This is a genomic window from Streptomyces liliiviolaceus (genome assembly GCF_018070025.1).
GTDB lineage: Bacteria > Actinomycetota > Actinomycetes > Streptomycetales > Streptomycetaceae > Streptomyces > Streptomyces liliiviolaceus.
The window spans coordinates 5,811,078-5,837,339 of the sequence record NZ_JAGPYQ010000001.1 but is presented as its reverse complement, the minus strand read 5'-3'; the positions used below and the strand labels follow the sequence as shown (position 1 = coordinate 5,837,339).

The 26,262-nt window shown below is 71.2% G+C and carries 19 protein-coding genes and 1 pseudogene; 11 read left to right on the top strand and 9 right to left on the bottom strand.

The features are described 5' to 3' along the window. Window positions 1-9: 9 nt before the first annotated feature. The 3 genes from J8N05_RS25410 (at window position 10) to J8N05_RS25400 (ending at window position 2,939) form a co-directional block, all read left to right on the top strand. Window positions 10-1,530 (top strand): DEAD/DEAH box helicase, encoded by a 1,521-nt coding sequence (locus J8N05_RS25410; protein WP_210886355.1) that lies wholly within the window; start codon window positions 10-12, stop codon window positions 1,528-1,530. Window positions 1,531-1,652: 122 nt separating this feature from the next. Beyond that, window positions 1,653-2,084 carry a hypothetical protein gene (locus J8N05_RS25405; protein ID WP_210886352.1) on the top strand — a complete coding sequence of 144 codons (432 nt, stop codon included), beginning with the start codon at window positions 1,653-1,655 and terminating at the stop codon, window positions 2,082-2,084. A 96-nt stretch (window positions 2,085-2,180) separates the two neighbouring features. Beyond that, window positions 2,181-2,939 (top strand): YqjF family protein, encoded by a 759-nt coding sequence (locus tag J8N05_RS25400; protein ID WP_384274958.1) that lies wholly within the window; start codon window positions 2,181-2,183, stop codon window positions 2,937-2,939. Window positions 2,940-3,011: 72 nt separating this feature from the next. On the opposite strand, the gene J8N05_RS25395 is transcribed toward J8N05_RS25400, so the two are convergent. Continuing rightward, window positions 3,012-5,570: a SpoIIE family protein phosphatase gene (locus J8N05_RS25395; protein WP_210886347.1), complete on the bottom strand. Its 2,559-nt coding sequence runs from the start codon at window positions 5,568-5,570 to the stop codon at window positions 3,012-3,014. Between the two features lie 461 nt (window positions 5,571-6,031). Here J8N05_RS25395 and J8N05_RS25390 point away from each other — a divergent pair, with 461 nt between their 5' ends. The 5 genes from J8N05_RS25390 (at window position 6,032) to J8N05_RS25370 (ending at window position 11,378) form a co-directional block, all read left to right on the top strand. Further along, on the top strand, window positions 6,032-6,349 hold the full coding sequence (locus tag J8N05_RS25390; RefSeq protein WP_210886344.1) for a hypothetical protein: 318 nt from the start codon (window positions 6,032-6,034) through the stop codon (window positions 6,347-6,349). A gap of 156 nt (window positions 6,350-6,505) precedes the next feature. Next, entirely contained in the window at window positions 6,506-8,206 is a 1,701-nt protein-coding gene (locus tag J8N05_RS25385) for a hypothetical protein (RefSeq protein ID WP_210886341.1), read from the top strand. Between the two features lie 91 nt (window positions 8,207-8,297). After that, entirely contained in the window at window positions 8,298-9,854 is a 1,557-nt protein-coding gene (locus J8N05_RS25380) for a hypothetical protein (RefSeq protein ID WP_210886338.1), read from the top strand. Window positions 9,855-10,088: 234 nt separating this feature from the next. Continuing rightward, window positions 10,089-10,751: a YceI family protein gene (locus J8N05_RS25375; RefSeq protein WP_210886336.1), complete on the top strand. Its 663-nt coding sequence runs from the start codon at window positions 10,089-10,091 to the stop codon at window positions 10,749-10,751. 120 nt (window positions 10,752-10,871) lie between these two features. Further along, a complete protein-coding gene (locus tag J8N05_RS25370; protein ID WP_210886334.1) occupies window positions 10,872-11,378 on the top strand; it encodes an ATP-binding protein in 507 nt (168 codons plus the stop codon). A gap of 36 nt (window positions 11,379-11,414) precedes the next feature. Here J8N05_RS25370 and J8N05_RS25365 read toward each other — a convergent pair whose 3' ends face one another. From J8N05_RS25365 to J8N05_RS25340, 6 genes are all read right to left on the bottom strand, one after another. Beyond that, the gene (locus J8N05_RS25365) at window positions 11,415-12,626 is read right to left on the bottom strand and encodes a GDSL-type esterase/lipase family protein (RefSeq protein WP_210886332.1); all 1,212 of its coding nucleotides are present in this window, start codon (window positions 12,624-12,626) and stop codon (window positions 11,415-11,417) included. Between the two features lie 44 nt (window positions 12,627-12,670). Then, window positions 12,671-13,240, bottom strand: coding sequence for a TetR/AcrR family transcriptional regulator (locus J8N05_RS25360; protein WP_210886330.1), 570 nt, complete (start codon window positions 13,238-13,240; stop codon window positions 12,671-12,673). Between the two features lie 289 nt (window positions 13,241-13,529). Next, window positions 13,530-14,465, bottom strand: a complete 936-nt coding sequence (gene hemC, locus J8N05_RS25355; protein WP_107014963.1) for a hydroxymethylbilane synthase — start codon at window positions 14,463-14,465, stop codon at window positions 13,530-13,532. A gap of 56 nt (window positions 14,466-14,521) precedes the next feature. Then, window positions 14,522-14,743: a hypothetical protein gene (locus tag J8N05_RS25350; protein ID WP_210890612.1), complete on the bottom strand. Its 222-nt coding sequence runs from the start codon at window positions 14,741-14,743 to the stop codon at window positions 14,522-14,524. Window positions 14,744-14,952: 209 nt separating this feature from the next. Beyond that, a complete protein-coding gene (locus J8N05_RS25345; RefSeq protein WP_210886328.1) occupies window positions 14,953-15,612 on the bottom strand; it encodes a fasciclin domain-containing protein in 660 nt (219 codons plus the stop codon). 97 nt (window positions 15,613-15,709) lie between these two features. Beyond that, window positions 15,710-17,347, bottom strand: coding sequence for a sulfite oxidase (locus tag J8N05_RS25340; RefSeq protein WP_210886325.1), 1,638 nt, complete (start codon window positions 17,345-17,347; stop codon window positions 15,710-15,712). A gap of 143 nt (window positions 17,348-17,490) precedes the next feature. Between J8N05_RS25340 and J8N05_RS25335 the strand changes: the two are divergent. The 3 genes and pseudogenes from J8N05_RS25335 to J8N05_RS25325 form a co-directional block, all read left to right on the top strand. Continuing rightward, window positions 17,491-17,838, top strand: a pseudogene (locus J8N05_RS25335) (DUF952 domain-containing protein); the annotation flags it as partial. Between the two features lie 54 nt (window positions 17,839-17,892). Then, window positions 17,893-18,852 (top strand): pyridoxal-phosphate dependent enzyme, encoded by a 960-nt coding sequence (locus tag J8N05_RS25330; protein WP_282108194.1) that lies wholly within the window; start codon window positions 17,893-17,895, stop codon window positions 18,850-18,852. A 125-nt stretch (window positions 18,853-18,977) separates the two neighbouring features. Further along, window positions 18,978-20,522 (top strand): CYTH and CHAD domain-containing protein, encoded by a 1,545-nt coding sequence (locus tag J8N05_RS25325; protein WP_210890372.1) that lies wholly within the window; start codon window positions 18,978-18,980, stop codon window positions 20,520-20,522. 101 nt (window positions 20,523-20,623) lie between these two features. Here the strand turns inward: J8N05_RS25325 and J8N05_RS25320 are convergent, their stop codons facing one another. Continuing rightward, a complete protein-coding gene (locus J8N05_RS25320) occupies window positions 20,624-23,563 on the bottom strand; it encodes a SpoIIE family protein phosphatase (protein WP_210886323.1) in 2,940 nt (979 codons plus the stop codon). 232 nt (window positions 23,564-23,795) lie between these two features. Continuing rightward, window positions 23,796-26,261 carry a carbohydrate-binding protein gene (locus tag J8N05_RS25315; RefSeq protein ID WP_210886320.1) on the bottom strand — a complete coding sequence of 822 codons (2,466 nt, stop codon included), beginning with the start codon at window positions 26,259-26,261 and terminating at the stop codon, window positions 23,796-23,798. Between the last annotated feature and the right edge of the window lies 1 nt (window position 26,262).

Sequence of the window (26,262 nt, the reverse complement as noted above, 5' to 3'; positions counted from 1 at the left end):
AGGTTCTTCATGAACCGCTCAGCTCGTACGAATGATCGTTTCTCCAACAACCGTAAAGACGGCTTCGGCGGCTCCGGCCGGTCCCGCTCGCAGAGCCAGGGCCGTCCCGTCGGCCGCTCCGGCGGCGGCGGACGGCGGCCCGCGGCCGTGCAGGGTGAGTTCGCACCGCCGGCCACCCTCACCCCCGCCCTTCCGGCGGTGTCGACCTTCGCCGAACTGGGCCTGCCCGCCGAGCTGCTGGAGACGCTCACCGGCCTCGGCGTGGAGGAGCCCTTCCCGATCCAGGCCGCCACGCTGCCCAACTCCCTCGCGGGCCGCGATGTACTGGGCCGCGGCCGCACCGGCTCGGGCAAGACGCTCGCCTTCGGTCTGGCCCTCCTCGTGCGCACCGCCGGACGGCGTGCCGAGCCGAAGAAGCCGCTCGCCCTGGTCCTCGTCCCCACCCGCGAGCTGGCCCAGCAGGTCACCGACGCGCTCACGCCGTACGCCCGGGCGCTGAAGCTGCGGATGGCCACCGTGGTCGGCGGCATGTCGATCGGCCGGCAGGCCGGTGCGCTGCGTTCCGGCGCCGAGGTCGTCGTCGCGACCCCCGGCCGTCTCACGGACCTCGTCGAGCGCAAGGACTGCCGGCTGGACCGGGTCGCCATCACGGTCCTGGACGAGGCGGACCAGATGGCCGACATGGGCTTCATGCCCCAGGTCACCACCCTCCTCGACCTGGTGAAGCCCGAGGGCCAGCGGATGCTGTTCTCGGCCACCCTGGACCGCAACATCGACCTCCTGGTCCGCGGCTACCTCCACGACCCGGTGGTCCACTCGGTCGACCCGTCGGCCGGCGCCGTCACCACGATGGAGCACCACGTGCTGTACGTGCACGGGGCCGACAAGTACGCCACCGCCACCGAGATCGCCGCCCGCGACGGGCGCGTGCTGATGTTCCTCGACACCAAGCACGCCGTCGACCAGTTCACCAAGCACCTGCTCGGCAGCGGCGTGAAGGCCGCGGCCCTGCACGGCGGCAAGTCGCAGCCGCAGCGAAACCGCACCCTCGCGCAGTTCAAGAGCGGCGCGGTCACCGTACTGGTGGCGACCAACGTCGCGGCCCGCGGCATCCACGTCGACGATCTCGACCTCGTCGTCAACGTCGATCCGCCCGGCGACCACAAGGACTATCTGCACCGCGGCGGCCGTACGGCCCGGGCGGGCGAGTCCGGCAGTGTCGTCACGCTGGTCGTGCCCAATCAGCGCCGCGACATGACCCGGCTGATGTCCGACGCCCGTATCCGCCCGCAGGTCACCCAGGTCCGCTCCGGCGAGGCCGAGCTGAGCCGGATCACCGGCGCGCGGAAGCCCTCCGGTGTCCCCGTCGCCGGGAGCGGCCAGACGGCGGAGCGTTCCCCGCGCGGCGGCGCCCCCTTCCGCGGCATGGGCACCCGCCCGGGCCGGTCCGGCGGCGAGTCCCGCAGGACGGCCGAGGCGCGTCAGACGGCGGAGGCCCGCAAGGCCGCCAGGATCCGCCGGGGTGTGTGAACCGGGCCGTTGAAACGCACGTATGTGCGAGGGGCGGGTGCTTCGAGCGGCGGTGAGCGCTGAGATCCACCATTCTGGACGCAGATGCGATCACATTGCCCACATTGGGGAAGTCGAGTCCCATGACTGAATCAGAGTTCCCGCCGGAAAGCCGCCCCGTGGACCTTTACCTCGATCTGCTGCGTGTCCGTATGAACCCGACCGACTACGCGATGCTGCTGCGCATGGTCGAACCCGTGCTCGAAGCGATGCAGGAGCAACGCGCCGGACCCATCGAGCTGAGCCTCGACGGCGAGGAGGGTTCCAAGGTCTCGCAGGAGGTCCGTGACGAGGCGTCCCTCGTCGTGGCGGTCGCCGTCACCGGGCGCATGGACAACCAGATCGTCGAGATCGAGACCGAGGGGGGCGGCCCCGTCAGGGTCGTGACGGACTCGGGCACCGCGGCCGATCCCGCCCGGTGCCAGGAGATCGCCGACTTCATCGGTGAGCGCCAGCGCCAGGACGAGGAACTGCGCGGCATCGCGGAGGCGAGCGGTCTGCCCACCGACGTCTGACGTCGGCCGTCCCGCACCGAGCCGCCCCGTGCCAGACGCGTCACACGGCACGGGTTCTCACCATGTCCGGAGCACGGCCCTGCGATGCTGGCGCCCGTGTCGATCATTTCCTCCGAGCCGGAACCCGTCACGCCCGACGCCCCGGTCGTCCTGCGCCGTCCGCTGCTCACCCAGCAGTGGCTCGACCTGACCTTCGTGCACTGGGCCGTGGACCCGGCGGCCGTGGCGGGACTGCTGCCGGCGGGAACCGTCCCCGACACCTTCGACGGCGTCACCTACGTCGGCCTGGTCGCCTTCCGTATGCACCGGGTGGGCTGGCTGCGGCTGCCCGGCGTGCCCTACTTCGGCTCGTTCCCGGAGACCAACGTGCGGCTGTACTCGGTGGACGAGTACGGGCGGCGCGGGGTGGTCTTCCGGTCCATGGACGCCTCCCGGCTCGTACCGGTGCTCATGGGCCGCCTCGGCTTCCGCCTGCCGTACGTCTGGTCCCGCATGTCCGTGCGGACCGGCGAGGACACGGTCGGCTACACCAGCGCGCGACGCCTGCCGGGCCCACGGGGCGCCCACAGCCGCCTGGTCGTCAGGCCGGGGGAGCGGATAGCGGAACCGACCGGCCTCGAACACTTCCTGACCGCCCGCTGGGGCATGCACAAGCCGTTCTTCGGCGACGCCGGGTTCCTGCCGAACGACCATCCGCGCTGGCCCCTGCATCGCGCGACGCTGGTCGAGTGCGAGGAGAACCTCGTCGCCTCGGCCGGTCTGCCCGCGCCGACCGGGGACCCGGTGAGCGTGCTGTACTCACCGGGAGTCCCCGTACGCCTCGGCCGCGCGACGAAGGGCCCGCCGCGCCGATGAGGGCCCGTCCCGGCGCGGGTGACCGGGCGATCGGTCGAGGAGGTCGGGCGATCGGCGGTGGCGGTCGGGCGGTCAGCGGTTGCGGTCGGGCTTCGCGCGGCGGGTGGCGAGCAGGAGCGCTATGTCGTCCGGGCGGTTGGCCACATGGCGGGCCTTCGCGGTGAGCCGGTCGGCGACCCCCGCGAGCGACCGGCCCCCGGGGCGGCCGGCGGGGGAGCCCGCCCGGGCCAGGGCTACGCGCAGCGCGGTGATGCCCTCGTCGATGTCGACGCCGGGCGTCTCGACCAGGCCGTCCGTGTAGAGCGCGAGGATCGCGCCGGGCTCCAGCTGAAGTTCCGTCACCGGGTACCGGGCGTCCGGATCGACCCCGAGGACGACACCGCCGGGGATCTCCAGGACATGCGTACGGCCGTCCGGGAAGCGCAGGATCGGCGGCGGATGACCGGCCCTGGCCACCCGTGCCCGACCGGTGAGCGGATCGAGGCGGAGATAGCAGCAACTGGCGAACAGACCGGGGTCGAGGTCGATCAGCAGATGGTTGGTGCCGCTCATGACCTCGTCCGGCGGCCGGTCGCCGAGTGCGAAGGCCCGTACGGCGCTGCGCAGTTGGCCCATCGTGGCGGCGGCCTGGACACCGTGCCCCTGCACGTCGCCGATGACCAGCGCGAGCCCGTCGCCCGACTCGACGACGTCGTACCAGTCCCCTCCCACCTCCATCCCCTGGGTGCCCGGCAGATAGCGCCCGACCGTCTCCACCCGCGGATGGGCGGAGAGGCGCCGGGGGAGGAGCGCCTGCTGAAGGCCCCGGGCGAGGGCGGCCTCGGTGTCGTAGCGCTGCGCCTTCTCCATGGCGTGCGCGATCAGCCCGGCGAGGGCCGTGAGCACCGTGCGTTCCTCGGTGCTGAAACCGCGGGGGCGGTCGAAGCCCAGGATGCAGGAGCCGACCGGCCGCCCCGAGGCGATCAGGGGCAGGAAGGCGCGGGAGCCCTCGGTCGCGTCGAGGGGGACGCCCGGGTAGGCGGTGGCGAGCTGCTGCATCGACTCGAAGAAGAGCGGGCGGCCACTGGTGAGGGTCTCCACCCCCGGCAGCCGCGCGTCGAGGCCGACGCCCTCGAACGGCGCGAGGAATCCCTGGGGGAAGCCCGTCTCCCAGGCCAGGTAGAGGTGCCGGTCCTGGAGCAGATAGATGGCGAGCCGGCCGCCCCCGAAGGCCGGCAGCAGCTCCTGCATGACGACCGCGGACACCTGGCGCGCGGTGACCGCCTCGGTCAGCGCGATCGCGAGGACGATCGGCCGGTACAGCGGTGCCATGGAGGTGACCTTGGCGGCCGCCCCGTCGGGCAGGGGCAAGCCGGTCGCCGAGGGCCCCTCGGCCGGGGGAGTGCGTTCGGGAACCGGGTCGGCCATCCGGTTGGCGGGTACGACGGTGCAGGTCAGGATGTCGGGCCCGGGATAGACGGAGACCGCCAGCCAGTCACCGCCCCCGTGGAATCCCGGAGGAGAGTCCTCGCTGTACCGCAGGGGCCGTACGACGTGGAAGTGGACCGGCTCCAGCGACAGCAGTGCCTCGCGCAGATGGTCCTCGTAGGCGGAGCGCTCCAGCCAGGGCACCTCCTCGCCCAGGGGACGGCCCAGGAGGCGCTTTCGCGGGCGGCCCAGGAGCCGGGCGGCCTGCTCGTTCGCGTAGACGATGAGCCCCAGCCGGTCGAGGCAGAACACCCCCTCGGGGAGCAGGTCGGCCGCTCCGTCCGCCGCCGACCCGATGTCCGGGTCGAGGACGAGGCCCCGGACCGCGCACGGGCCGGGCGACACGGCCGTGTCCTCCGGGTTCCACAGCTCCAGCAGCCGCAGGCCGCCGTCGGACGCGTGCACCGGCAGGGGAAGGGGTGGCGGTCTTCCCGCGGCGGTCTCCCGTAAGGCGGTCAGGATCTGATGGGAGTCGGCGGCGGCCACGGCGTCCGCGAGCGCCTGCGGGGTGTCCGTGCACTTGCCCGGCGCCACGCCGAGCAGGGCGTGCAGACGGCTGTCCGCGGTCACCACGTCGGACACCGGGTCCCAGGTGAACCGTCCGATGCGCCCGGTGGGCGGATGCGTGGCCGGTGGGCGTACGCAGAGCGGTTCGCCGTCCCAGGCGATGTCCGGCTCGCCGTCCTCCTCCAGCTTCCACAGGGCCTGTCCCAGGTCCTCGGCCAGCTGCGCCATGCGGTCACGGTCGGGCAGCACCTCGGTGGCGTCCGAGGCCGGGGGCCGCAGGAGGGTCAGCACGCCGTACGTCGTCGACCCGCCCACGACCGGCACGTACAGGGAGCCGAACTGGAACGGCAGGCTCGCCGCGAACTGGGGATAGCGGCGCATCGTTTCTGTCGCGTCCGGGAGCACCACCTGGACGCCCAGCCGGAAGGCGTCCGCCACCGGGAACCTGCGGTCCACGTGCAGCCGCCACCAGGGGCGGAACAGCGGTCCCGGCAGCCCGGAGAGCACGGCCAGCCGCAGCAGCCCCGGTGTGCGGGAGCGCAGGTACACCCCGCCCGCGAAGCCGCCGGCCGCGCTGATCGCCTCGGTGGTGATCCCGGTGAGCAGCGGGTCCAGGCGTCCGGGGATCCGGGTCTCGTGCTCGGCTCTCCCAGTCATCGGCCCTACCTCGTCCGTGCGCCGCCCGGGTGGCTGACACAGCAAGAATGCGCCACGAGGCCCCCCGCCTGCACCCGGGAGAGGCACTGCGCGCGTGAATTCGATGAGGCTACCGGGGTGTACGCGAACCGTGGGCGTCCGGTGGGGACTGCTGTTCCCCGATTCACCCGGCCCTGACACCGCGACGCACGAGGCGCGGCGAAAAGAGGCTGGTCGGGTGCCTTGCCGGCCCGCCGCGCGGGACAGTCCGCATTTCCCGCCGAAGGAGGGGAACGTGGAACGTGGATCACATACGAGCCGGGCGAGACGGACCGGACAGCTCGCGGAGCAGAACACGGAGCTGATCCGGTCGAGGGAGCGACTGCATGGGATCAGGACAACCGCGGATGTCACCGCGTGCGACCTGCCACGTGCGTTCGTACCCGCCCTCGACGACCCGGCGCAGCCTCGTAAGGAGTCCCATGACCACGTACGTCATCACCGTCCCCGGCACGTTCGTCAACGGTGTCGAGGACGCCGCGCGCGCCGACATCGAGCGCAGGCTCCGCCCCCGGGACCCCAAGAACACGGACCTGGGGGAGAGCGAGGAGCTGAGCCTGCTGACGGTCGAGGAGGGCGGCATGTTCTCCGCCCGGATCGAGGTCGAGGCGTCGGACCAGGCGAGCGCCGAGGCCGAAGCGGTCCGGCTGATCTCGCGGGCCCTGCGCGACAGCGGCTTCCCCGAGAAGGACGCCCCGCTGGGCCCCGCCTTCGTGACCGGCATCGACCGCGAGTTCTGAGGGCGGGAAGGCCGGTTCCGGTCCGTCCCCGCGACGACGGGGGACGGACCGCCCGCGGCACTCACCGGGAAGCGGGACAAATGCGCGCGCATCACCTCTAGGCTCTGGAGCACACCTGATTCGAGGGCTTCGGCCGTGCACGCGCAGGAGTTGCGGATGGACTACTACGACCTCGGTGATCACGGCCGTGCGGTGACCACCGGGTCCCCGCAGGCCCAGCTGTGGTTCGACCGCGGGCTGGTCTGGTCGTACGCCTTCCACCACGAGGAGGCCGTCGCCTGCTTCGAGGCCGCCGCGGCGGCGGACCCCGACTGCGCCATGGCCCACTGGGGCATCGCCTACGCCCTCGGCCCGAACTACAACAAACCCTGGGAGTTCTTCGACGGCGAGGACCTGGTCCGTACCGTCGACCGTACGCACGCCGCCGTGGAGCTCGCCCAGGAGAAGGCGGCCGGTGCCACCCCCGTGGAACAGGCCCTGATCGGCGCGCTGCGCGCCCGCTATCCGCAGGCGAAGGCCGTCGAGGACTGTTCGGTGTGGAACGAGCCCTACGCGGACAGCATGCGCGCCGTGTACGAACTCGCCCCGGACGACCTGGACGTGGCCACGCTCTACGCCGACGCGCTGATGAACCTCACCCCCTGGCAGCTGTGGGACCTGCGCACGGGCGAGCCGGCCGACGGTTCGCGCGCGGCGGAGGCCAAGGAGGTGCTGGAACGGGCGATCGCCACGGACGCCGGGGTACGGCACCCGGGGCTGCTGCACATGTACATCCACCTGATGGAGATGTCCTCGGTCCCCGAGACGGCGCTGCCCGCGGCGGACCGGCTGCGCGGCCTCGTGCCCGACGCGGGCCACCTCCAGCACATGCCCACCCACCTGGACGTGCTCTGCGGCGACTACCGGCGCGTGGTGGCCGACAACGGAGCGGCGATCGCCGCCGACGAGAAGTACCTCGCGCGGTCCGGGGCGATGAACTTCTACACGCTGTACCGGTCGCACAACCACCACTTCAGGATCTACGGGGCCATGTTCCTCGGGCAGTCGCGGACCGCCCTGGAGACCGCCGCCCGGTTGGAGGCCTCCATCCCGGAGGAACTGCTGAGGGTGCAGAGCCCGCCCATGGCGGACTGGCTGGAGGGCTTCCTCGCCATGCGGGTCCACGTCCTGATCCGGTTCGGCCGCTGGGCCGACATCCTGCAACTGCCGCTGCCCGCCGACCCGCGGCTGTACTGCGTGACGACCGCGATGCTCCACTACGCCCGCGGGGTCGCGTACTCGGCCACCGGCAGGATCGCCGAGGCCGGGACCGAGCGCACCCTGTTCAGGGAAGCGGTCGCACGGGTTCCGGAGACCCGGATGCTGTTCAACAACACCTGTGCCGACATCCTCGCGGTCGCGTCGGCGATGCTCGACGGCGAACTGGAGTACCGCAAGGGGAACTTCGAGGCCGCCTTCGCCGCCCTGGAGCGGTCGATCGAACTGGACGACGGCCTTCCCTACGACGAGCCCTGGGGGTGGATGCAGCCCACCCGGCACGCGTACGGCGCCCTGCTGCTGGAACAGGGGCGCGTCGCCGAGGCGGAGGCCGTCTACCGCGCCGACCTGGGACTCGACGACACGCTTCCCCGCGCGCTGCACCATCCCGGCAACGTCTGGGCCCTGCACGGGTTCCACGAGTGCCTCGTCCGGCTGGGCAGGGCGGGCGAGGCGCGGATCGTGGCCCAGCAACTGAAGATCGCGGCGGCCGTGGCGGACGTACCGGTCGAGGCGTCGTGTTTCTGCCGCCTCACCGCCGACGCTTCCTCCGAGGCCGGAGAACCCGTCAACGAGGCTCCTGGCGCGGGTTGTTGCTGACTGGTCGCCGCTTCCTCTTGTCGCCGTCTTATGGCTGACCGTACGCTGACAAGTCATAGAACTTCGGACGTGATTGACCGGGGGAACCGTCATGTCCTGGCAGCGCAATGACTTCAGCGACGGATTCGTCATACCACCGATGCCGACCGCGCCACCGCCCGCGCCCGCGGACGGCTGGAGAGCCGCCGGCGTGGCACTCCTGAACCTCAGCGGACTGGGGCTCGGTTACGCACTGGTGCGCCGCTGGTGGCTGATGGCCGCCTGCTGGGTCGCGACCGCGCTACTGCTCCTGGTGGCGCTGCCCGCGGACCCGGACGGTGTGCCCGGCGGAGCCCTCGTCGCGTACCTGGTCGTCCTCGCGCTCGCGGCCGTCCACGGCGCGGTCGTGGGGCTGCGGACCCGGCTGATGTGGCCGCCGGCGGCCTGGATCGCCGTCGTCCTCGGCATCGTGCTCCTCGCCGTGCCCGCCGGAGGGGTCGCCCTGTACGGCGGCGCACGCGACGAAGCCACCGAACAGATGCTCCTGGACCGACTGGAGCGCGCCGACAAATTGGTCAAGGCGGCCGGGAGACAGCAGTTCCAGAACGCGGAGTCCGACTACCGCAGGGCCCTGACCGTCTACAGCGGCCTTCGCGCCGATCACCCCGGCTCACGGGCGGCCGAGCGGGTCCCCGCCCGGCTCAGGACCTACTACGCCACCGTCGCCTCCGCCTACGAGGAGAAGAACTACTGCACCGCGGTGGCGCCCCTGAAATACCTGCGCACGGTCCCGCGCACCATGGACGAGAAGGAACTCGGCACGCTGGCGAAATGGCCCGACGACCGGCTGGCCACCTCGCTCTACGAGTGCGGCGCACAGTCCCTGTCCGGCGGATCCGCGGACTGGGCGACGCACTACGGCGAACTGCTCCGCACTTTCCCGAAGTCCGAACAGAGCGCGAAGGTGAGCCCCTCGGTCGGGACGGCCGTCGACAAGGCCGTGAAGGACGTACGCGGAGACGACCCCTGCAAGGCCGTGGAGCGCCTCCAGTCCCTCAACTCCCAGATCGTCGGACTGCCGGGAGAGGACGCCGGACAGACCCAGGCCCTCGACAAGAACGCCGACCGCGCGGAGAAGAACGCGGAGTCGGGTACGTACGACTGCGGAGTGGACCAGTACAAGGAAGGCAGCTTCGCCGAAGCCGTCACCACCATGAACGACTTCGTCAAGAACGCCGGGTCGCAGAAGAACGTGGCCCGCGCCAAGAAGATCGTCATCGCCGCCGAGGTCGCCCAGACCGTGCCCGCCGCGGGCAAGCGCCTGCCGACCACGGCGTCCGGCGGCAGCATCTCTGTCACCGTCAAGAACGACAGCCCCGACGACATCACCGTCCTGTACACGGGCCCGGTGACGGGCAGCTTCACTCTCAAGGCCTGCGGGAAGTGCACCTCCTACTCCCTGGCCAGCACGATCACGCTGGGCTTCGAGCCGTGCAGCGACAGCGGCAAGAACTACCCGCAGCGGACCATCCGGCTGCCCGCCGGTACGACGTACTTCGTGCATAAATCCAAGAACGGTCTCGGAAAGTCCCCGGCCTCGGACACCGCCAAACTGTCGTCCGGCTACATCTACACCGAATGCGCGTACACGACGAAGTACGGCTACTGACCCGGCATCAAAAGGGCGATATGCACTGGGCGCCGGAATTGCGCTGATCCCGGGGCGGAACCGTGCGGGCCAGGCACTCAGTGCCTTCTGCCTGCCGGGTGGCAGGTGTGTGTGGATTCTGTGACCCATTGGTCGGGCGGGGATGCCGGGCGAATCGGCGGGTACGAATCCGGTAAACTCGTGGATCTTGGTTTGGCTTGCAGACATATCTATTGCGCAATAGCTGGGTGAGTCATGAATCTTTTTAATCGAGGTGCCTCTCCGCGTCGCTCGGCCACCCTCGTCGAACCGCAACGGCCCGACGGGCCACCCGATTTCCCCCAGGGCGGCCAGTCGGAACCGGACCTGAGAACCCTGACCGGGAACTGGGTCATCGACCCCGCGCACAGCCGGATCGGCTTCTCCGTCCGGCACGCCATGGTCACGACCGTGCGGGGCGCCTTCACGGACTACCAGAGCCGCCTCTTCCTCGACGGCCGCGACCCGTCCCGCTCGGGTGCCGAGATCATCCTGTCCACCGCCAGCGTCGACACGGGCGTGGACCAGCGCGACAGCCATGTGTCCGGCCGTGACTTCCTGGACTCCGGCACCTATCCGCACATGCGCTTCCTCAGCACCGCCGTGAAACTGGCGGCCCCCGACGTCTACCGGATGACCGGCGACCTCACCATCAAGGACAGGACGCGTCCCGTCGTCCTCGAACTCACCTACATCGGCTACGTCACCGACCCGTTCGGCTACGAGCGCGTCGGCTTCGACGGCACCACCACCATCAACCGCTCCGAGTGGGGCCTGACCTACAACACCAGGCTGGCCGAGGGCGGCGCCATGGTGAGCGACAAGGTCCGCCTCCAGCTGGACATCGCGGCCATCCGCACCACCCCGCAGCCCGGCTGAACACCGGGGGACACCCTCGCGCGGCTCCTCGACGCCTGACCCTTGATGCCTGCGCGCGCGTCTGCCGGGTACCAGATGCGTGGACAAGCAGGTACGGACCGCAGGAACGGGAGTGATCCGGTGGGGGTCAAGGCAATGGGCTGGGCGCATTCGTTTCCGGTGTCGGGCGGTGTGCGCGCCGGACGTGAGTGGACACGTGAACATCTGGAGTCCCTGCCGTGGACCGCGGCCGAGCCGGACACGGTGGACTCCGTCGTACTGACCGTCTCCGAACTGCTCACCAACGCCCACATCCACGCGAACAGCGACGCGCATCTGGTACTCACCTGGGACGGCGACTGCCTCCATGTGAGCGTCCACGACGAGGACCCGACGCTGCCGCGGCAGCGGGACCCGGCGGACGGCGAGGTGTCCGGCCGCGGAGTGGGGATCGTACGGATGCTCGCCGATGAGTGGGAGATGCGCTGCCAGCGGCACGGCAAGGTCGTGACGGCCTGCTTCCGCCCGGCCGGCGCCGACCCGGAGGACGAGCATCTGTGGGGTGACGGCGCGCCGGACGACGGCTCGCGGGACCAGGGCTCTCGGGACGGCGGTACGCGGGACGACCGCGCGCGAGAGGGTCGCTGAAGTCCGCGCCCGGCGCCCGGCGGCCGTTGTCCGGCGTCAGGCCTCCTGGGCCGCGAAGGCGCCTTCGGCGGTGAAGACCTGTGCCGCGAAGCGTTCGCCGATACGGCGGTGGGTGGCCGCGTCCGGGTGGAGCTCGTCGGGCAGCGGCAGTTCGGCGAAGTCCGCCTCGCCGTAGAGGCGGAGCCCGTCGAGGTGGTGGAGGTTCGGGTCCTCCTTCGACCGCTGGGCCACGATCCGGGCCAGCTCGTCCCGGATGACCCGCAGTGTCAGTTTCCCGGCCGCCGTCTCCGCCGGATCGCCCATGGCCGCGAACTTCAACCGGCCCTCGCTCATGTGGGCCAGGTCCGGGGCGCTCGGACCGGGCGTGTCCTCGTGGATGGGGCACAGGATCGGCGAGACGACCAACAGCGGTGTGTCCGGGTGGCCTTCGCGGATCGTGTCGAGGAAGCCGTGCACGGCCGGCGTGAACGCGCGCATGCGCATCGCGTCGGCGTTGACCACGTTGATGCCGATCTTGACGCTGATCAGGTCGGCGGGGGTGTCCCGGAGCGTGCGGGCGGTGAACGGGTCGAGCAGCGCGCTGCCGCCCAGGCCCAGGTTGATCAGTTCCACACCGCCGAGGGACGCGGCGAGGGCCGGCCAGATCGAGGTCGGGCCCGCGGCGTCGGAACCGTGGCTGATGGAGCTGCCGTGATGCAGCCACACCCGGCGTCCCGGGTCGGCAGCGGGCTCGACAGGGGCGTCGGTGCGCAGGGCCACCAGTTCGGTGGTCTCGTTGTGCGGCAGCCAGATCTCGACGTTCTTGCCGGCGCCGGCGCTCTCGGGCAGGTCGGTGAAGCGGACGGTGCCGACCGGGCCGGGCCGGAGTTCGGCGCTTCCCGTGGTCATGTCGACGGTCAGGGTGTTGCCGTCCCGCACACTGCTCCGGCCGGCCAGGACCCCGTCGACGAGCAGTTCGTACACGCCGTCCGGGCGGGGCGGGGCGCCCGTGTAGACCCGCTTGGTGGGCAGCGTGTCCAGTTCGACGGCGGTGGCCCGGGTGCGGAAGGCCAGGCGTACGCCGGACGGCTGGGACTCGGCCATGGCCAGCTGGCCGTCGGCGTACTGGGCGCGGACCCAGGCGGGCAGCCGGTGCGGCAGTACGCCGTGCTCGGTGCGTTCCAGATCGAGGGCGCCTCGCAGGAGGTCCGCCGTGATGGGCGTGGTGATCCAGTCGGGTGTGGTGGCTGAGGTGTTCTCGCTGCGCATGGCTTCGACCTTGTCGGTTCTGGGGGGGGGCTTGCCGGGCGGGACTACTGGGCGGGCCAGTTCCGCAGGAGTGCGTCGAGGGCGTCGAGGATGCTGGTCCAGGTCTCCTGGGAGTCCGGCGCGCTGTGACTGAATCCGCCGCTCAGTTCCAGGCTGACGTAACCGTGGAAGACGCTGCCCAGGAGGCGGACCGCGTGGGTCTGGTCCGGTTCCGTGAGGTCGTAACCGCGCAGGATGGCCCGCGTCATCTGCGCGTGCCTGCTTCCGGCGCTGGCGGCTGCCGCCTCGGGGGTGAGCTTGAACTGGGCGGCGGCGTAGCGGCCGGGATGCTCTCGCGCGTAGTCGCGGTAGACGTTCGCCAGGGCGATCAGGGCGTCCTTGCCCGCGCGTCCGGCCAGGGCGTTGGCGCCGCGGTCTGCGAGCTCCTCCAGGGCGAGCAGGGCGATGCCGGTCCTGAGGTCCTGGGAGTTCTTCAGGTGCGAGTAGAGGCTGGCGACCTTTACGTCGAATCGTCTGGCCAGGGCGGAGACGGTGACCTGGTCGAAGCCGACGTCGTCTGCGAGGTCTGCGCCTGCTTGGATCAGGCGGTCTGTCGTCAGGCCTGCGCGGGGCATGGGGCCTCCCGTTTGTAGGGCTCGATTATGCATTTGCCTAAAGGGGTTAGGCAAATGGTCGAGCCCTACAGGGAGGGGGTGCCTCCGGCGGGGGTGCTGTCGGGTGCGGGTCGGTGGGGGCTGAGTGCGCAGTTCCCCGCGCCCCTGAAAACGGCCGGTGGGGCTGGGCGTGCGGGTGCCCGTGCTCCTCAAAGCCACAAGACTGCGCCGTTCCCCGCGCCCCTAGAGGCTAAAAGCGACAAGATTGCGCCGTTCCCCGCGTCCCTGGTCGGTCGGCTGTCCCCGCTTGTCAGTGGGGGATCGTGTCGATCAGGTCTCGGGCGCCCTGGCGCAGGAGGGCTACCGCCACCGATGTGCCCAGGGTGGCGGGGTCCAGGCGGCCCGCCCATTCGTGGGCGTTGAGCTGGGTCTTGCCGTCCGGGGTGAACACGCAGGCGCGCAGGGACAGTTCACCGCGCGGCTCGGCCGTCGCGTAACCCGCGATCGGCGAGTTGCAGTGGCCCTGGAGGACGTGCAGGAACATGCGTTCGGCGGTGGCCTCGCGATGGGTGGCCGGGTCGCCGAGCGCGCTGACGGCGTCGATGACCGTGGTGTCGCCCTCGCGGCACTGGAGGGCGAGGATGCCCGCGCCGATCGGCGGCATCATCGTCTCGGGGGAGAGGATCTCGGTGATCACATCGGTGCGTTCGATGCGCTCCAGGCCGGACACCGCGAGCAGCAGCGCGTCCGCCTCACCGGCGGCGAGCTTCGCCAGGCGCCGGTTCGCGTTGCCCCGGAACGGCACGCACTGCAGATGGGGGCGGGACGCGGCCAGCTGCGCGACGCGGCGTACGGAGGAGGTCCCGATCCGCGTGCCGGGCGGCAGCTCGTCGAGGGTGAGCCCGCCGGGGTGGATCAGCGCGTCCCGGATGTCGTCCCGCTTGAGGAACGCGGCGAACATCGTGCCCGCCGGAAGCGGGCGGTCGGCGGGCACGTCCTTGACGCAGTGCACCGCCAGATCGGCCTCACCGGCCAGGAGCGCGGCGTCGACCTCCTTGGTGAACGCCCCCTTGCCCTCGACCTGGGAGAGGTCGCCCATCCACTTGTCGCCGGTCGTCTTCACGGGGACGACCTCGGTACGCGTTCCGGGGTGGAGCGCGGCCAGTTCGGCCCGTACGCGCGCCACCTGCGCCAGGGCCATGGGCGAGTCGCGGGAGACGATGCGGATCAGCTCGGGAGCGTGCATGGGCCCCACGATAGACCTTGCGGCACACGCGAACTGCGCCTTGCCCGTACGGGCACTCAGTGGCCGGGATGGTCCGGGTCGTCCTCGGCGGACGGCAGGACGGTGGAGCCCTCCGCCCAGTGGTTGACCCAGCCGCAGTACGAGCACGCGTACCGGTTGTCGAGCCCGCTCACCTTGGCGCCGCACTGGCGGCAGTCCGTCGTGGTGATCTCCGCGCCGGGCGAGGAGGCCGTGACGGCATCGCTTGGCCCGGATTCCGGAGACCGCTCCTGCGTCATGCAGGCAGCGTACCCGCGGGTGCCGGATCCGCCGGAAGGGTCATCGCACCAGGTGCCGCACCGGGCGGCACGCCGGGCAGCACGCCGGAGGTGACACCGGGCAGGGGTGGCCGGGACCGAACGGTCCAGACCACCCCTGTCTCCTCCCCGTCACGGGAGCCCGGCCGCCGGCCGCCGTCCCCAAAGGGCGGCCGGCTGGGGAAGGTCCGTCAGCTGGTGGGCATCAGGACCGTGTCGATGATGTAGACGTTGGCGTTGGCGGTCTTCACGTTGCCGCAGACGACCTTCGCCGAGTCGTTGACCTTGTAGGACTCACCCGAACCGGAGGTCGTCAGCTTCGACTTCTCCAGCGTCGGGAAGGAGCCGTTCTCCAGGTCCTTCGGAGCGAGCTTCTGACCCACGACGTGGTACGTGAGGATCTTCGTCAGCTGCGCCTTGTCGGCGAGGACCTTGTCCAGGTCGGCCTTCGGGATCTTCGCGAAGGCGTCGTTGGTCGGCGCGAACACCGTGATGTCCTTGGCGTTGTTCAGCGTGTCGACCAGACCGGCCTTCTTCACGGCCGTCACCAGGGTGGACAGGGCCGGGTTGTTGGAGGCGGCCGTGGCGACCGGGTCCTGGGCCATGCCGTCGAACGAACCGGAGCCGCTCTTCGGCACCGAGGCACAGCCCGGACCGAACGGCTCGTCCTTCGACGCGGTGTCGCCCGAGCTGCCCATGCTGTCGTCCGACTCGGTGGCGGCGGCCGACGCCTTGCTGGAGGAGTCCGACTTGGCGGAGTCGCTGCCGCTGTCGGAGCAGGCGCTGAGGGACAGCGGGAGAACGGTGGCCGCGGCCACGATCACGGCGATACGGCTGATGCGAGTGTTCATGGTGTTTCTCCTATGGGTTGACACAGCCGAAGCTGTGTTCATTCGGGGGTCGGAACATTGGTTCTGGGTTATGGCTGGGGGGAGTCGGCTCGTGGTGTCACTCGACGGTCACCACGACCGAGTGACGGCCGCTCGCGCCGTCGGGGACGGTCTTGGTGCGCTTCTCGGTCTGCACCTCGCCGGTGCGATCCGTGGCCCGCACGGTGAGGGTGTGGCCGCCCTCGGTGGCCCGCCAGTCGTAGGACCACTGGCGCCAGGTGTCGCGGGAGTCCTCGGAGGCGAGCCGGGCCTCCCGCCAAGGGCCGTCGTCGACCCGCACCTCGACCTTGTCGATGCCGCGGTGCTGGGCCCAGGCGACCCCCGCGACCATCACCGAACCGGCCTTGGGGCGGGCGAACGGCTTGGGGGTGTCGATCCGCGACTGGGTCTTGATGGGTGCCTGCCGCGCCCAGTCGCGCTTGACCCAGTAGGCGTCGTAGTCGTCGAACGAGGTGAGTTCGATGTCCTCGATCCACTTGCAGGCCGAGACGTAACCGAACAGGCCGGGCACCAGCATCCGGACCGGGAAGCCGTGGGCGAAGGGGAGCGGTTCCCCGTTCATCCCGACCGCGAGGAGTGCGTCGCGGCCGTCCATGACGTCCTCGACCGGGCTGCCGATCGTCATGCCGTCGACGGAACGGGACACCAACTGGTCGGCACGGCCGCCCTTGGAGGGCGGTTTGACCCCGCACTCGGCCAGCAGGTCGGCGAGCCGTACGCCGATCCAGCGGGCGTTGCCCACGTACGGGCCGCCGACCTCGTTCGACACGCAGGTGAGCGTGATGTCGCGCTCGATCAGTTCGCGTCGCAGCAGGTCGTCGAAGGTGAGGGTGACCGGTCGGGTGACCCCCTTGCCGTGGATCCGCAGCTTCCAGGTGGTGGCGTCCACCTTGGGCACCACCAGGGCGGTGTCCACGCGGTAGAAGTCCTTGTTCGGGGTGGTGAAGGGACTCACGTCGCGGATCCGCAGCTGCGCACCCTTGGGAACCGCGTCCGCGGCAGAGGCCGGGGCGGGCAGTACGACGTCGGCCCGTGAGGCCGCCGCCTCGCGGCTCTTCGAGCCGCTCAGGGCACGGCCCAGCAGTCCGGTCCCGGCGGACGCGGCGGCGGCGGCGGTCGCCAGGATCACGAAGCCCCGGCGGTCCCAGCCGGCGTCACGGGACGAGTCGTCCCGCGCCGAACCGGCGTCGTCCCGCGCCGAATGGGCGTCGTCGGGCGCCGGGCCCCGGATCTGGAGCCTGCCGATCAGGAAGTACAGCAGCGCCGCCGCGACGACCGCGCCCACCGCGGACGGCAGCGCGTCGGTGAGGCCGGTCGAGTCGGGCCGGCTGAGCGCCGCCGCCGCTCCGACCACACCGAAAAGCAGAACTCCGGCGGCCCCGGTTCGCCGGTACCGGAGGGCGAATACACCCAGGGCGATGGCGAACAGCACCAGTGCGGCAAGAATCCCGAGCTGCAGGACCAGTTTGTCGTTGGTGCCGAAATTCCGGATCGCCCAGTCCTTCACGGGCGGAGGAGTGCGGTCGATCGCCGCACCCCCGACCGCGACGACGGGACCGGATTGCGGACGCACCCCCGCGGCCACCAGTTCGGCGACGGCGAGCGCCGCGAAACCGGCCAGCAGGCCGCTCAGCGCACCGAGCGCCGGCCGCACCAGGCTGCGGGTAATTCGCGAGTGCTTCTTGTCGTCCGTCACGTGGGGAATCCGGTCCTGAATGCTGCGCGGATTGGTCGATCACCCGATCCGGCGCACTTCTTTTTGAGACCAATCCGCGGGCCCACCGGCTACGGATTAAGCAATTTCAGGTCTGCGGATTTCCGCTGTTGTATAACCGGATCATGATCTATCACGTAGTGCCGCTCGGTGAGTGGAGCGCCCGCCCCGAGGCCCCGTACGCGCCGCCGTCCCTCGCGCAGGACGGTTTCATCCACTGCGCTCCCGACGAGGCGACCACTCTGGCCGTCGTGAACGCGTTCTACCGGGCCTCGCCCAGGCCGCTGCTCGCGCTGGTCCTCGACGAGGCCCGGCTCACCGCACGGCTGGAGTTCGAAGCGGCGGACCCCACCCCGCCGCCCGGCGTCGGCGCGGACGTCCTGTTCCCGCATCTGTTCGGGCCCGTGAACCGGGACGCCGTCGAGCGCGTCCTGGAGATCCGCTGGGACGACGACGGCAGGGCGGCGGGCCTTCAGCCCCGGGAGCCCCACCATCGACATCACGGAGTCGCCGACACGTCCGAACCGATCACCCCGCTCTCGCTCGGCACCTGGCCCACCCCGGTCGAGCCGATGCCCCGGCTGGCCGCCGCACTCGGTCTCGGGCGCGACGACCTGTTCATCAAGAGGGACGACCTCACGGGACTCGGTGGCGGCGGCAACAAGATCCGCAAGCTGGAATGGACGGTCGCCGAAGCACGCGCGAACGGCGCCGACACGCTCGTCACCACCGGTGCCCCACAGAGCAACCACGCACGGCTCACCGCCGCTGCCGCCGCCCGCCTCGGTCTGCGCGCCGTGCTGGTGTTCCCGGGCGAACAGGGGGCGGCCCGGTCCGGCAACCTCGTACTGGACGCGTTCCTCGGCGCCGAGACCGTCTTCAGCGGTGCGACGGGGCAGGAGGCGCTGGCGGACGCCGCCTCGCGGGTCTGCGACCGGCTGCGTGCGGAGGGCGCCCGCCCGGCGCTGCTCCCGTTCGGCGGTTCGAGCGCGCTGTCGGCCCGCGGTTACGTGCGCTGCGGCGAGGAGCTGCTGTCCCAGGTGCCCGGTCTGCGGACCGCCGTCGTCGCCCTGGGGTCCGGGGCCACGATGGCCGGTCTCGTCGCGAGCCTGGGCGCGGAGCGCACTCTCGGCGTCGACGTGGGGGCCGTGGACGACGCCCGCCGACGGGTCGAGTCGTTCGCCGTCCCGCATGCCCCGGACGTCCGCGCCGACGAGCTGCGCATCGACCGCGGCCACATCGGCGCCGGCTACGCGAGCCTCGGCAGGAGCGTCGAGGAGGCGATGACACTGAGCGCCCGGCTGGAAGGTGTCGTCCTCGATCCCACGTACACCGGGCGCGCGATGGCGGGACTCGTCGCGGCGGCCCGGCGGGGCGAGATCGTCCCGGGTGACAGGACCGTCTTCGTCCACACCGGCGGGCTCCCCGGCCTGTTCGGCCACGCGGAGGCGCTGGCGTTCGCCGACGCCTTGCCGAGGACCGACTGAGGCGGAGGACCGACTGAGACGGAGGGCCGACTGAGACGGAGGATCGGCCCAGTACGAGGGCCTGGTACGAGGGCGGCTTGTCCTGAATCGTGTTTCGGGCGGTGGATTGTGTCTACCGGTACTACATGGTCCAGTCGATGCGAGAAACAGAACGAAAGTACGAGGTCCCTTCACCCGCCGACACCTCCTGGCTGCCCGAGTTGGAGCGCGTGGACGGTGTCGCCGCCGTCGTCGACCGCAGCCCCGAGGAGCTGGACGCGGTCTACTACGACACCGACGATCTTCGGCTGTCCGGCTCCTCGGCCGTGCTGCGCCGCAGGACCGGCGGCACCGACGCCGGTTGGCATCTCAAGCTGCCGTTGTCGGGCGACAGTCGCGAGGAGATCCGTTCGGCCCTCACCGACACCGTCCCGGACGCCCTGCTCGACCTGACCAGGTCCCGCACCCGCGGGGCGGAGCTGACCCCGGTGGTCCGTATCCGCTCAACGCGCGAGGTACGCCACCTCGTTGACGCCGACGGCACGACGCGTGCCGAGCTGTGCGTGGACTCGGTCCGCGCGCAGTCCCTGCGCGCCGACGGCAGGCATGCCGCGTGGAACGAGCTGGAGGTCGAGCTGGCCGAGGACGCCGACCCCGCCCTCCTCGACGCCGTGGAGAAGAAGCTGCGCAAGAAGGGGATCGCACGGGCGCACTCCCCGTCCAAGCTGGTCCGGGCCCTCGACGAGACCGTGACCACCAGGGCCGGCGCACCCGGCGGGTCCGCCGGCCCGGACCCCGGTCAGGCGGGCGCCCAGGTCCTCGCGTACGTGCGGAAGCAGATCCGCGCCCTGACCGAACTCGACCCGGCCGTGCGACGCGACCGGCCCGACTCGGTGCACAGGATGCGGGTCGCCTGCCGTCGTCTGCGCAGCTGTCTGCGGTCCTACCGGTCCGTACTCGACCGCGAGGTCACCGACTCGGTCCGCGGCGAGCTGAAGTGGCTGGCCGGTGAGCTGGGCGCCGAGCGCGACCAGGAAGTACTGATGGAGCGGCTGAGCGGCGAGATCGCGGCCCTGCCGGAGGAACTGGTCCTCGGCCCCGTCGACGCGCGGCTGCGGGTGTGGAACGTCGTCGACAGCACGGAGTCCCATCTGCGCAGCCTCGACGCGCTGGGCTCGCGACGCTACCTCGACCTGCTCGACTCCCTCGCCGTGCTGCTGGAGCACCCGCCGCTGCGGGCCAAGGCCGCCAGGGCCGCCGAGGACGCCGAGAAGGTCATGGCCAAGGCCGTCCTCAAGGAGTACGGGCGACTGGCCACGCGCATGACCGACGCCCTGGAGCTGTCGCCCGGCCCCGAACGCGATGTGGCCCTCCACGAGGCGCGCAAGGCGGCGAAGAAGGTCCGCTACGCGACGGAGGTGGCCCGTCCTGCGCTCGGGAAACCGGCCAGGAGCCTCGGCAAGCGGGTCAAGGCGGTGCAGAAGGTCCTCGGCGACCACCAGGACAGCGTGGTGGCCCGGGGCGCTCTCAGGGACCTCGCCGTCGCCGCCCAGACCGCGGGCGAGGCCGGGTTCACCTGGGGCCTGCTGTACGGCACCGAGCAGGCCCGCGCGGAGAACAGGGAACGGGAGCTGCCCTCCGTATGGGAACCGGCTTCGGATCCCGTCCCGCGCGAGAAGCTCCGCCGGTAGGAGACCCCGCCGACGGACACCCCGACAGCCCTCAAGCCGTACGAGCCCGAGCTGTACAAGCCCGCGCCGCCACGAGCCCGCGCCGCCACGAGCCCGCGCTGCTACGAGCCCGTGCCCCCGGAGTCCGCGGAGGTGCCGGAATCCTCGGACAACAGGGCGTCCAGGTCCGCCGCGAACAGGTTCGGGTCGAACATCAGGTCCTGGGCGTCGGGCGCCGGGTCCGCGTCGCCGTCCGGGCCGAGCAGCCCCTGCTCGGTCCAGATGCATTTGCCCGTCCGCGTGTACCGCACCCCCCAGCGCTCGGAGAGCGCCGTGACCAGCTGCAGTCCGCGCCCTCCCTCGTCGCTCTCGGACGCGCGGCGGATACGCGGCATCGTCAGGCTGCCGTCGAAGACCTCGCAGATCAGCTCGGCGCCGTACAACAGCCGTAGCCGCACAGGGCCCTTCGCATGGCGGACGACATTGCCCACCAGCTCGCTGACCAGGAGTTCCGTGGTCGGTACGAGGTCGTCCAGGCCCCAGTCGGCCAGTTGCCCGCGCACATGGCGGCGGGCCTGGCCCGCCGCCTTCGGGTCCTTGGGAAGCGGCCAGGCGGCCATCCTGTCCTCGGGCAGCGCGTGCAGCCGGGCGACGAGGAACGCCGCGTCGTCGGCCGCCTGCTGATCGGCCGGCAGCAGACCGGCCGTCAGGGTGTCGCAGAGCCGCTCCAGGTCCGCGTCGGTGCCGTCCTGGTGGGTGCTGTGCAGAAGCCGGGCCAGGTCGGCCATGCCCGCGTCGATGTCCCGCTTCGCCGACTCGACCAGCCCGTCGGTGTAGAGCACGAGCAGGCTGCCCTCGGGCACCGTGATCTCGACCGTCTCGAACGGCGGCTTCGCCGCGCCCAGCGGCGGATCGGCGGCCGGCTCCGGGAAGTGGACACTGCCGTCGGGGTGCACCAGGGCCGGCGGCGGATGGCCCGCACGGGCGATGGAACAGGTCCGGGTGGTGGAGTCGTAGAGCGCGTACAGACAGGTGGCGTACGACTCCTCGTTCATGCCGCCGACGATGTCGTTCAGGTGGCTCATGATCTCGTCGGGAGGCAGTTCGAGGTCGGCCAGGGTGTGCACGGCGGTGCGCAGCCGGCCCATGGTGGCGGCCTCGGGCAGGCCGTGGCCCATGACGTCACCGACGACGAGGGCGACCTGGCCGCCGGAGAGCGGGATGATGTCGTACCAGTCGCCGCCCACGTCCATGCCCTGGCCCGCGGGGAGATAGCGGGCGGCGGCCGTGCACGCGGCCAGTTCGGGCAGCCCCTGGGGGAGCAGGCTGCGCTGGAGTTCGCGGGACCGGGCGTGTTCGGCGTCGTACAGCCGGGCCCGTTCCAGGGCCTGGGCGACGAGGGCGCTGATCGTGGTCAGCAGGGTGCGTTCCTCGTCGGTGAGCAGGCGCGGCCGGTCGAAGGAGACGATGCAGACACCGAACGTGTGCCCGGACGCGGCCAGCGGCAGGAACGCCCAGGCCTGTTTGGCGGCCCGGGCGGGCATGTCGACGCGGGTCGGTGAGTACGCGGCGAACTCCTCCGGGGAGGACAGGAACAGCGGGGTGCCGGACATGATCGGCTCCCAGGCCGGGTCGCCGGGGCCCCGGGGGCGGCTTTCGAGCAGGGCCAGGAACTCGTCCGGGTAGCCGACGGATCCGACGCGGTGGAGCCGGTCGCCCTCGACGACCTGCATCAGCAGCCCGGTGGCGGCGAACGGCGGCAGCACGCGCCGGGCGACCGCCTCCACCACGTCCTGGGTGGTCGTCGCCTTCGCGAGATCCGTGGTCAGCTCGGCGATCCGGGCCGCCCGCTCGGCCGTGGCGAGCTCGGCCGACCGGCGTTCCTCGGCCTGGCGCCGCTTGTCGGTCACGTCGGTGAAGTAGAGGGTGCGGCCGTCGGGTCCCGGAACCAGCCGCAGGTGGTAGAGGATCCCGGTGTCGGGTGTGCGGACGTCGAAGCCGACGGGCGTCTCCTGGGCCGCGGCCTCCCGGCAGCGCGCCTCAAGGCCGGGGATCCGCCGGGCGGAGGGGAGGTCCCACAGGACGCGCCCGAACAACTCCTCCTCGGAGAAGCCCAGGGTGCGTTCGGCCTCCAGGTTGGCGAAGGTGATCCGCCACCGCTCGTCCACGGACAGGAAGCCGTCACTCATATGGCGCAGGGCGCGGCTGAGGGCGTCACGGGCGCTGCGGGACTCGTTGCTCTCCCAGCCCACGCCGATCATCCGCAGGGCCTCGCCCCCGTCGTCGTACGTGGCGCGGCCGCGGGCCCGGGTCCAGCCGTACGAGCCGTCCAGCCGCCGCACCCGGTACTCGGCCTCGAACACGGTGTGGTCGCGGATCGCCCGCTGCGCCGCCGCGAGCGTGAAAGGCAGGTCGTCGGGGTGGACGATCCGCATCCAGTTCTCGATGCGCCCGGTGAAGTCGGCGGGCCTGGTGCCGTACAGCTCCAGGGCCGCCTCGTCCCAGATCAGCTCACCGCCACGGATGTCCCAGTCCCACGATCCGACGCTGACCTCCTTGAGCGCCTGCCGCAGGCGTTCACCGTGGAGTTCGGTGTGGACGGGCCCGGACGGCATCGGCGCCTGGAGGATGCGCTCCTCGGCCCAGACGACGACGGCCCGCAGGAAGTCCCACTGCTCGGGGGTGGGTTCCCCCTGGTCACCCGTCAGCAGGGTGAGCGCGCCGATGCGTCGGTTCTCGCTGGACACCGGCAGGGCGGCGAGGCCGGACCCGGTCCGGAAGACGTCGCCGGGGCCCAGCGGGACCCACACGCCGTCGCCCTGGTGGAGTGCCAGGGCCGGGGCGGACGGCCCCTCCTGGTCGACGATCTCCCATGAGCGGGTGAGGGCGGACGGCAGACCGACCGCCGACACCAGTCTCAGGGCGGACATGGGACCGCGCAGGTGGATCGCCCCGCCCAGCGCGCCCAGCTCTCCCGTCGCGTGCTGAAGCGCCAGCCGGAAGACCTCGCTTTCCGTGGCACCGGGGGCCACCGTGCCGAGAAGATCCAGCCGTGCGTTCATATTGCGAACCTTAACGCTCCGACCTCGGTCGAAACCTTGCTTCGCAGGACTCTTACGCTCAGTTCCGACGGGACCGCCCCCTTCAGGGGCGCCCCGAAGGGGGCGGTCCCGAAGGGGCGCGGGGAACTGCGCGACCAGCCACGACGCACCCGCAGCCAGCACACCGACCTCCCGGCGGAGCCACGCGCGGAGCCCACGTACGGAGCCACAAGCGAAGCCACGTGCGAACCGCTCAACCGACGATCCGGCCCAGTTCGATCCGGTCGATGTCCGGCGCCCAGCCGCTCGCATTCGCGAAGGTCACCTTGTTGGAGCCCTTCTCCAGTTCCACGGGGACACTCAGCGTCCAGTAGTCGTGCCAGCCCCAGGTGTTCTTGAAGGTGGCCCTGACGGGTGCGGCGCCGCCCACCGTGATGTCGGCCGTACGGGACATGATGTCCGTGTTGTAGGCGTGGCCGTTGTCGCGCCGGTCGTTGTGCGCGTAGTGGACGACCAGGACATGGCGGCCGGCCTTCGGGGCGTCCACCGTGAACTCGGCGGTGCTGGACGCGCTGTTGCCGAGGTCGCCGATGTACGAACCGGCGGAGGCGTACGTGGAGTCGACGAGCCTGGCCCCGCCCGCCAGCGTCGCCGAGGCACCCTCGTAGGAGAGCGTGCCGGCGGTCGAACCGGCGCCGGAGACGTCGAGCGAGCGGATCGCGGACTGCTGGGCCGTGACCCGCAGGCGGTTGTTGCCCGCCACGAGATACAGCCGCAGTGGCTGTCCGGGCGCCGCCGTCACCGTCTCCCCGTGCAGGCCGAGCCGCACCGCCGCCGAGGCCTGTGGGACCACGGTGAAGTAGCCGTCGCGGGGCGCGTAGACGTCGAAGACCGCCTGGTCGCCCGCGCGCAGGACCAGGGCGCCGGTGCCGACACCGGCGGAGGAGGAGTAGTCGAAGGACGGCTTCCCGTCGAGGTCCGCCAGCGTGGCCTCGTAGGAGGCGGACGGCTCGGCGGATGTGCGGGCGGTCAGGTCGACGCGGTCGAGGGTGACCTCGGCGTCGCCCTTGCCCAGGGTCAGCACATGGGTGCCGGCGGTCAGCTCGACGGCCAGGTCCTTCTTGGCGCGGTAGGTCCAGTTCTCGGTGGAGGGGTAGGTGACTGTGACCGTGTCCCGGTTGTCGACCGACAGCTTCTGTGTGGCCGGTGTCCCGGACTGGTTGCCGTACAGGACCGCCAGGTCGTACGTCCCCGTCTTCGGGACCGTCACCGTGAAGTCGACCTTGCTGGCCGCCGTGTTGAGCGAACCGACGTCCTTCGTCCCGGAGGCCGCGTACCCATTGGCGTTGTCGACCGTGCCCTGGGTGTAGACCTGCCCGCCGGTGATGGCCGCGTCCTCGGCCTCGTACGAGCCGGTCCACGGCACGACGGGTGTGGCGGGGGTGCCCGAGCCGCCCGGCGTCAGGACGATCCGGTAGGCGGACATCTTGTGCATGCCGCGCAGTGGGACGCTCACCGAGCCGTCGGCCGCCACCTGGACCTTCGTCCGTGCGAGGACGCGCGGCGCCGCGTGTCGGCCCTCGTAACCGGACCAGGCAGCCTCGGCGACGGTCGCGGTGACCGTCCCGCCGAAGACGGACCGGGAGACGTTGCGGACCACGACGTCGGAGTCCCCGGCGGAACCCCCGAGCAGGACCTGCGCCTGACGCCTCTGCGTGTCGTACGAGGCCAGCCCCTGAAGGGTGTCGATCGCGTTCGCCCGCGGCGGAGTCACCCGCACGGTGTCCCCGGTCAGCCCCGCGTACCAACGGAAGAACCACCAGCCGCCGTTGGGGATGTTGGAGCGCACCACGTTGCCGTCGAGGTTGCCTGCCGCGTCCCAGTAGGCCTGGTTGGCGTACACCTTGTTCCGCTCGAACATCGCGACCCACTGGGCGAGTTGCCCGGGCACGGACAGGTCACGGCGGTTGGCGTACTCATCGATGTTGATCTTCAGTGGTGCGATGCCGAGGCCGCGTTCGATGGAGCGGTAGGTGTCGTGGTGCCCCTGGAAGTCACGGAGAGAGCCGGAACCCAGCTCGTGCCAGGTCATGACCTGCGGCAGGACGTTCTCCCGCTGCGCGAAGGCGAGGAAGTCGGTCAACAGGCGTGTGTGGTAGGCGGATTCGTTCGGACCGGCGATCCTGGCATCGGGGTCGGCCGCGCGTATCCGCCGGTACACCGTCTTCCAGTCCTTGAAGAACCGGTCGCGGTTCGCCTCGTACTGCGCCTGGTCGGAGGTGCCGAGGCCGTACCAGATCTGGTCGGGTTCGTTGAACGGGATGTAGACGAACCGTTCGCTGTTCGGGTCCGCCGCCACCTCCTTCACTATCTTGTCGACCCTGGGCAGGTAGTCGTCGATGCCGAGATCCTCGTACGGCCACTTGGCGTAGACGTCCTGCATCATCACGTTGATCTCGCCGCCGCCGTTGCGGAAGAACGATCTGGAGACCGTGAGCGCGTCCCCGTTGGGGTGCTGGGCGCCGCCCTCCGGCTTCTGCGAGATGCTGGTGATCTTCAGGGGTGCCAGCGCGGCGTCGCTGGGCACGCCGTCGTCGCTGAGCCCGTACAGCGTGCCGTTGGCGCCGCGCATCACTGGGCCCTCGGAGGCGGCCAGGTCGACGGTGACGCGCTGCGGCGCGGCGGCCGCGGCCTCCGACGCGGGAAGGGTGCCTGCCATG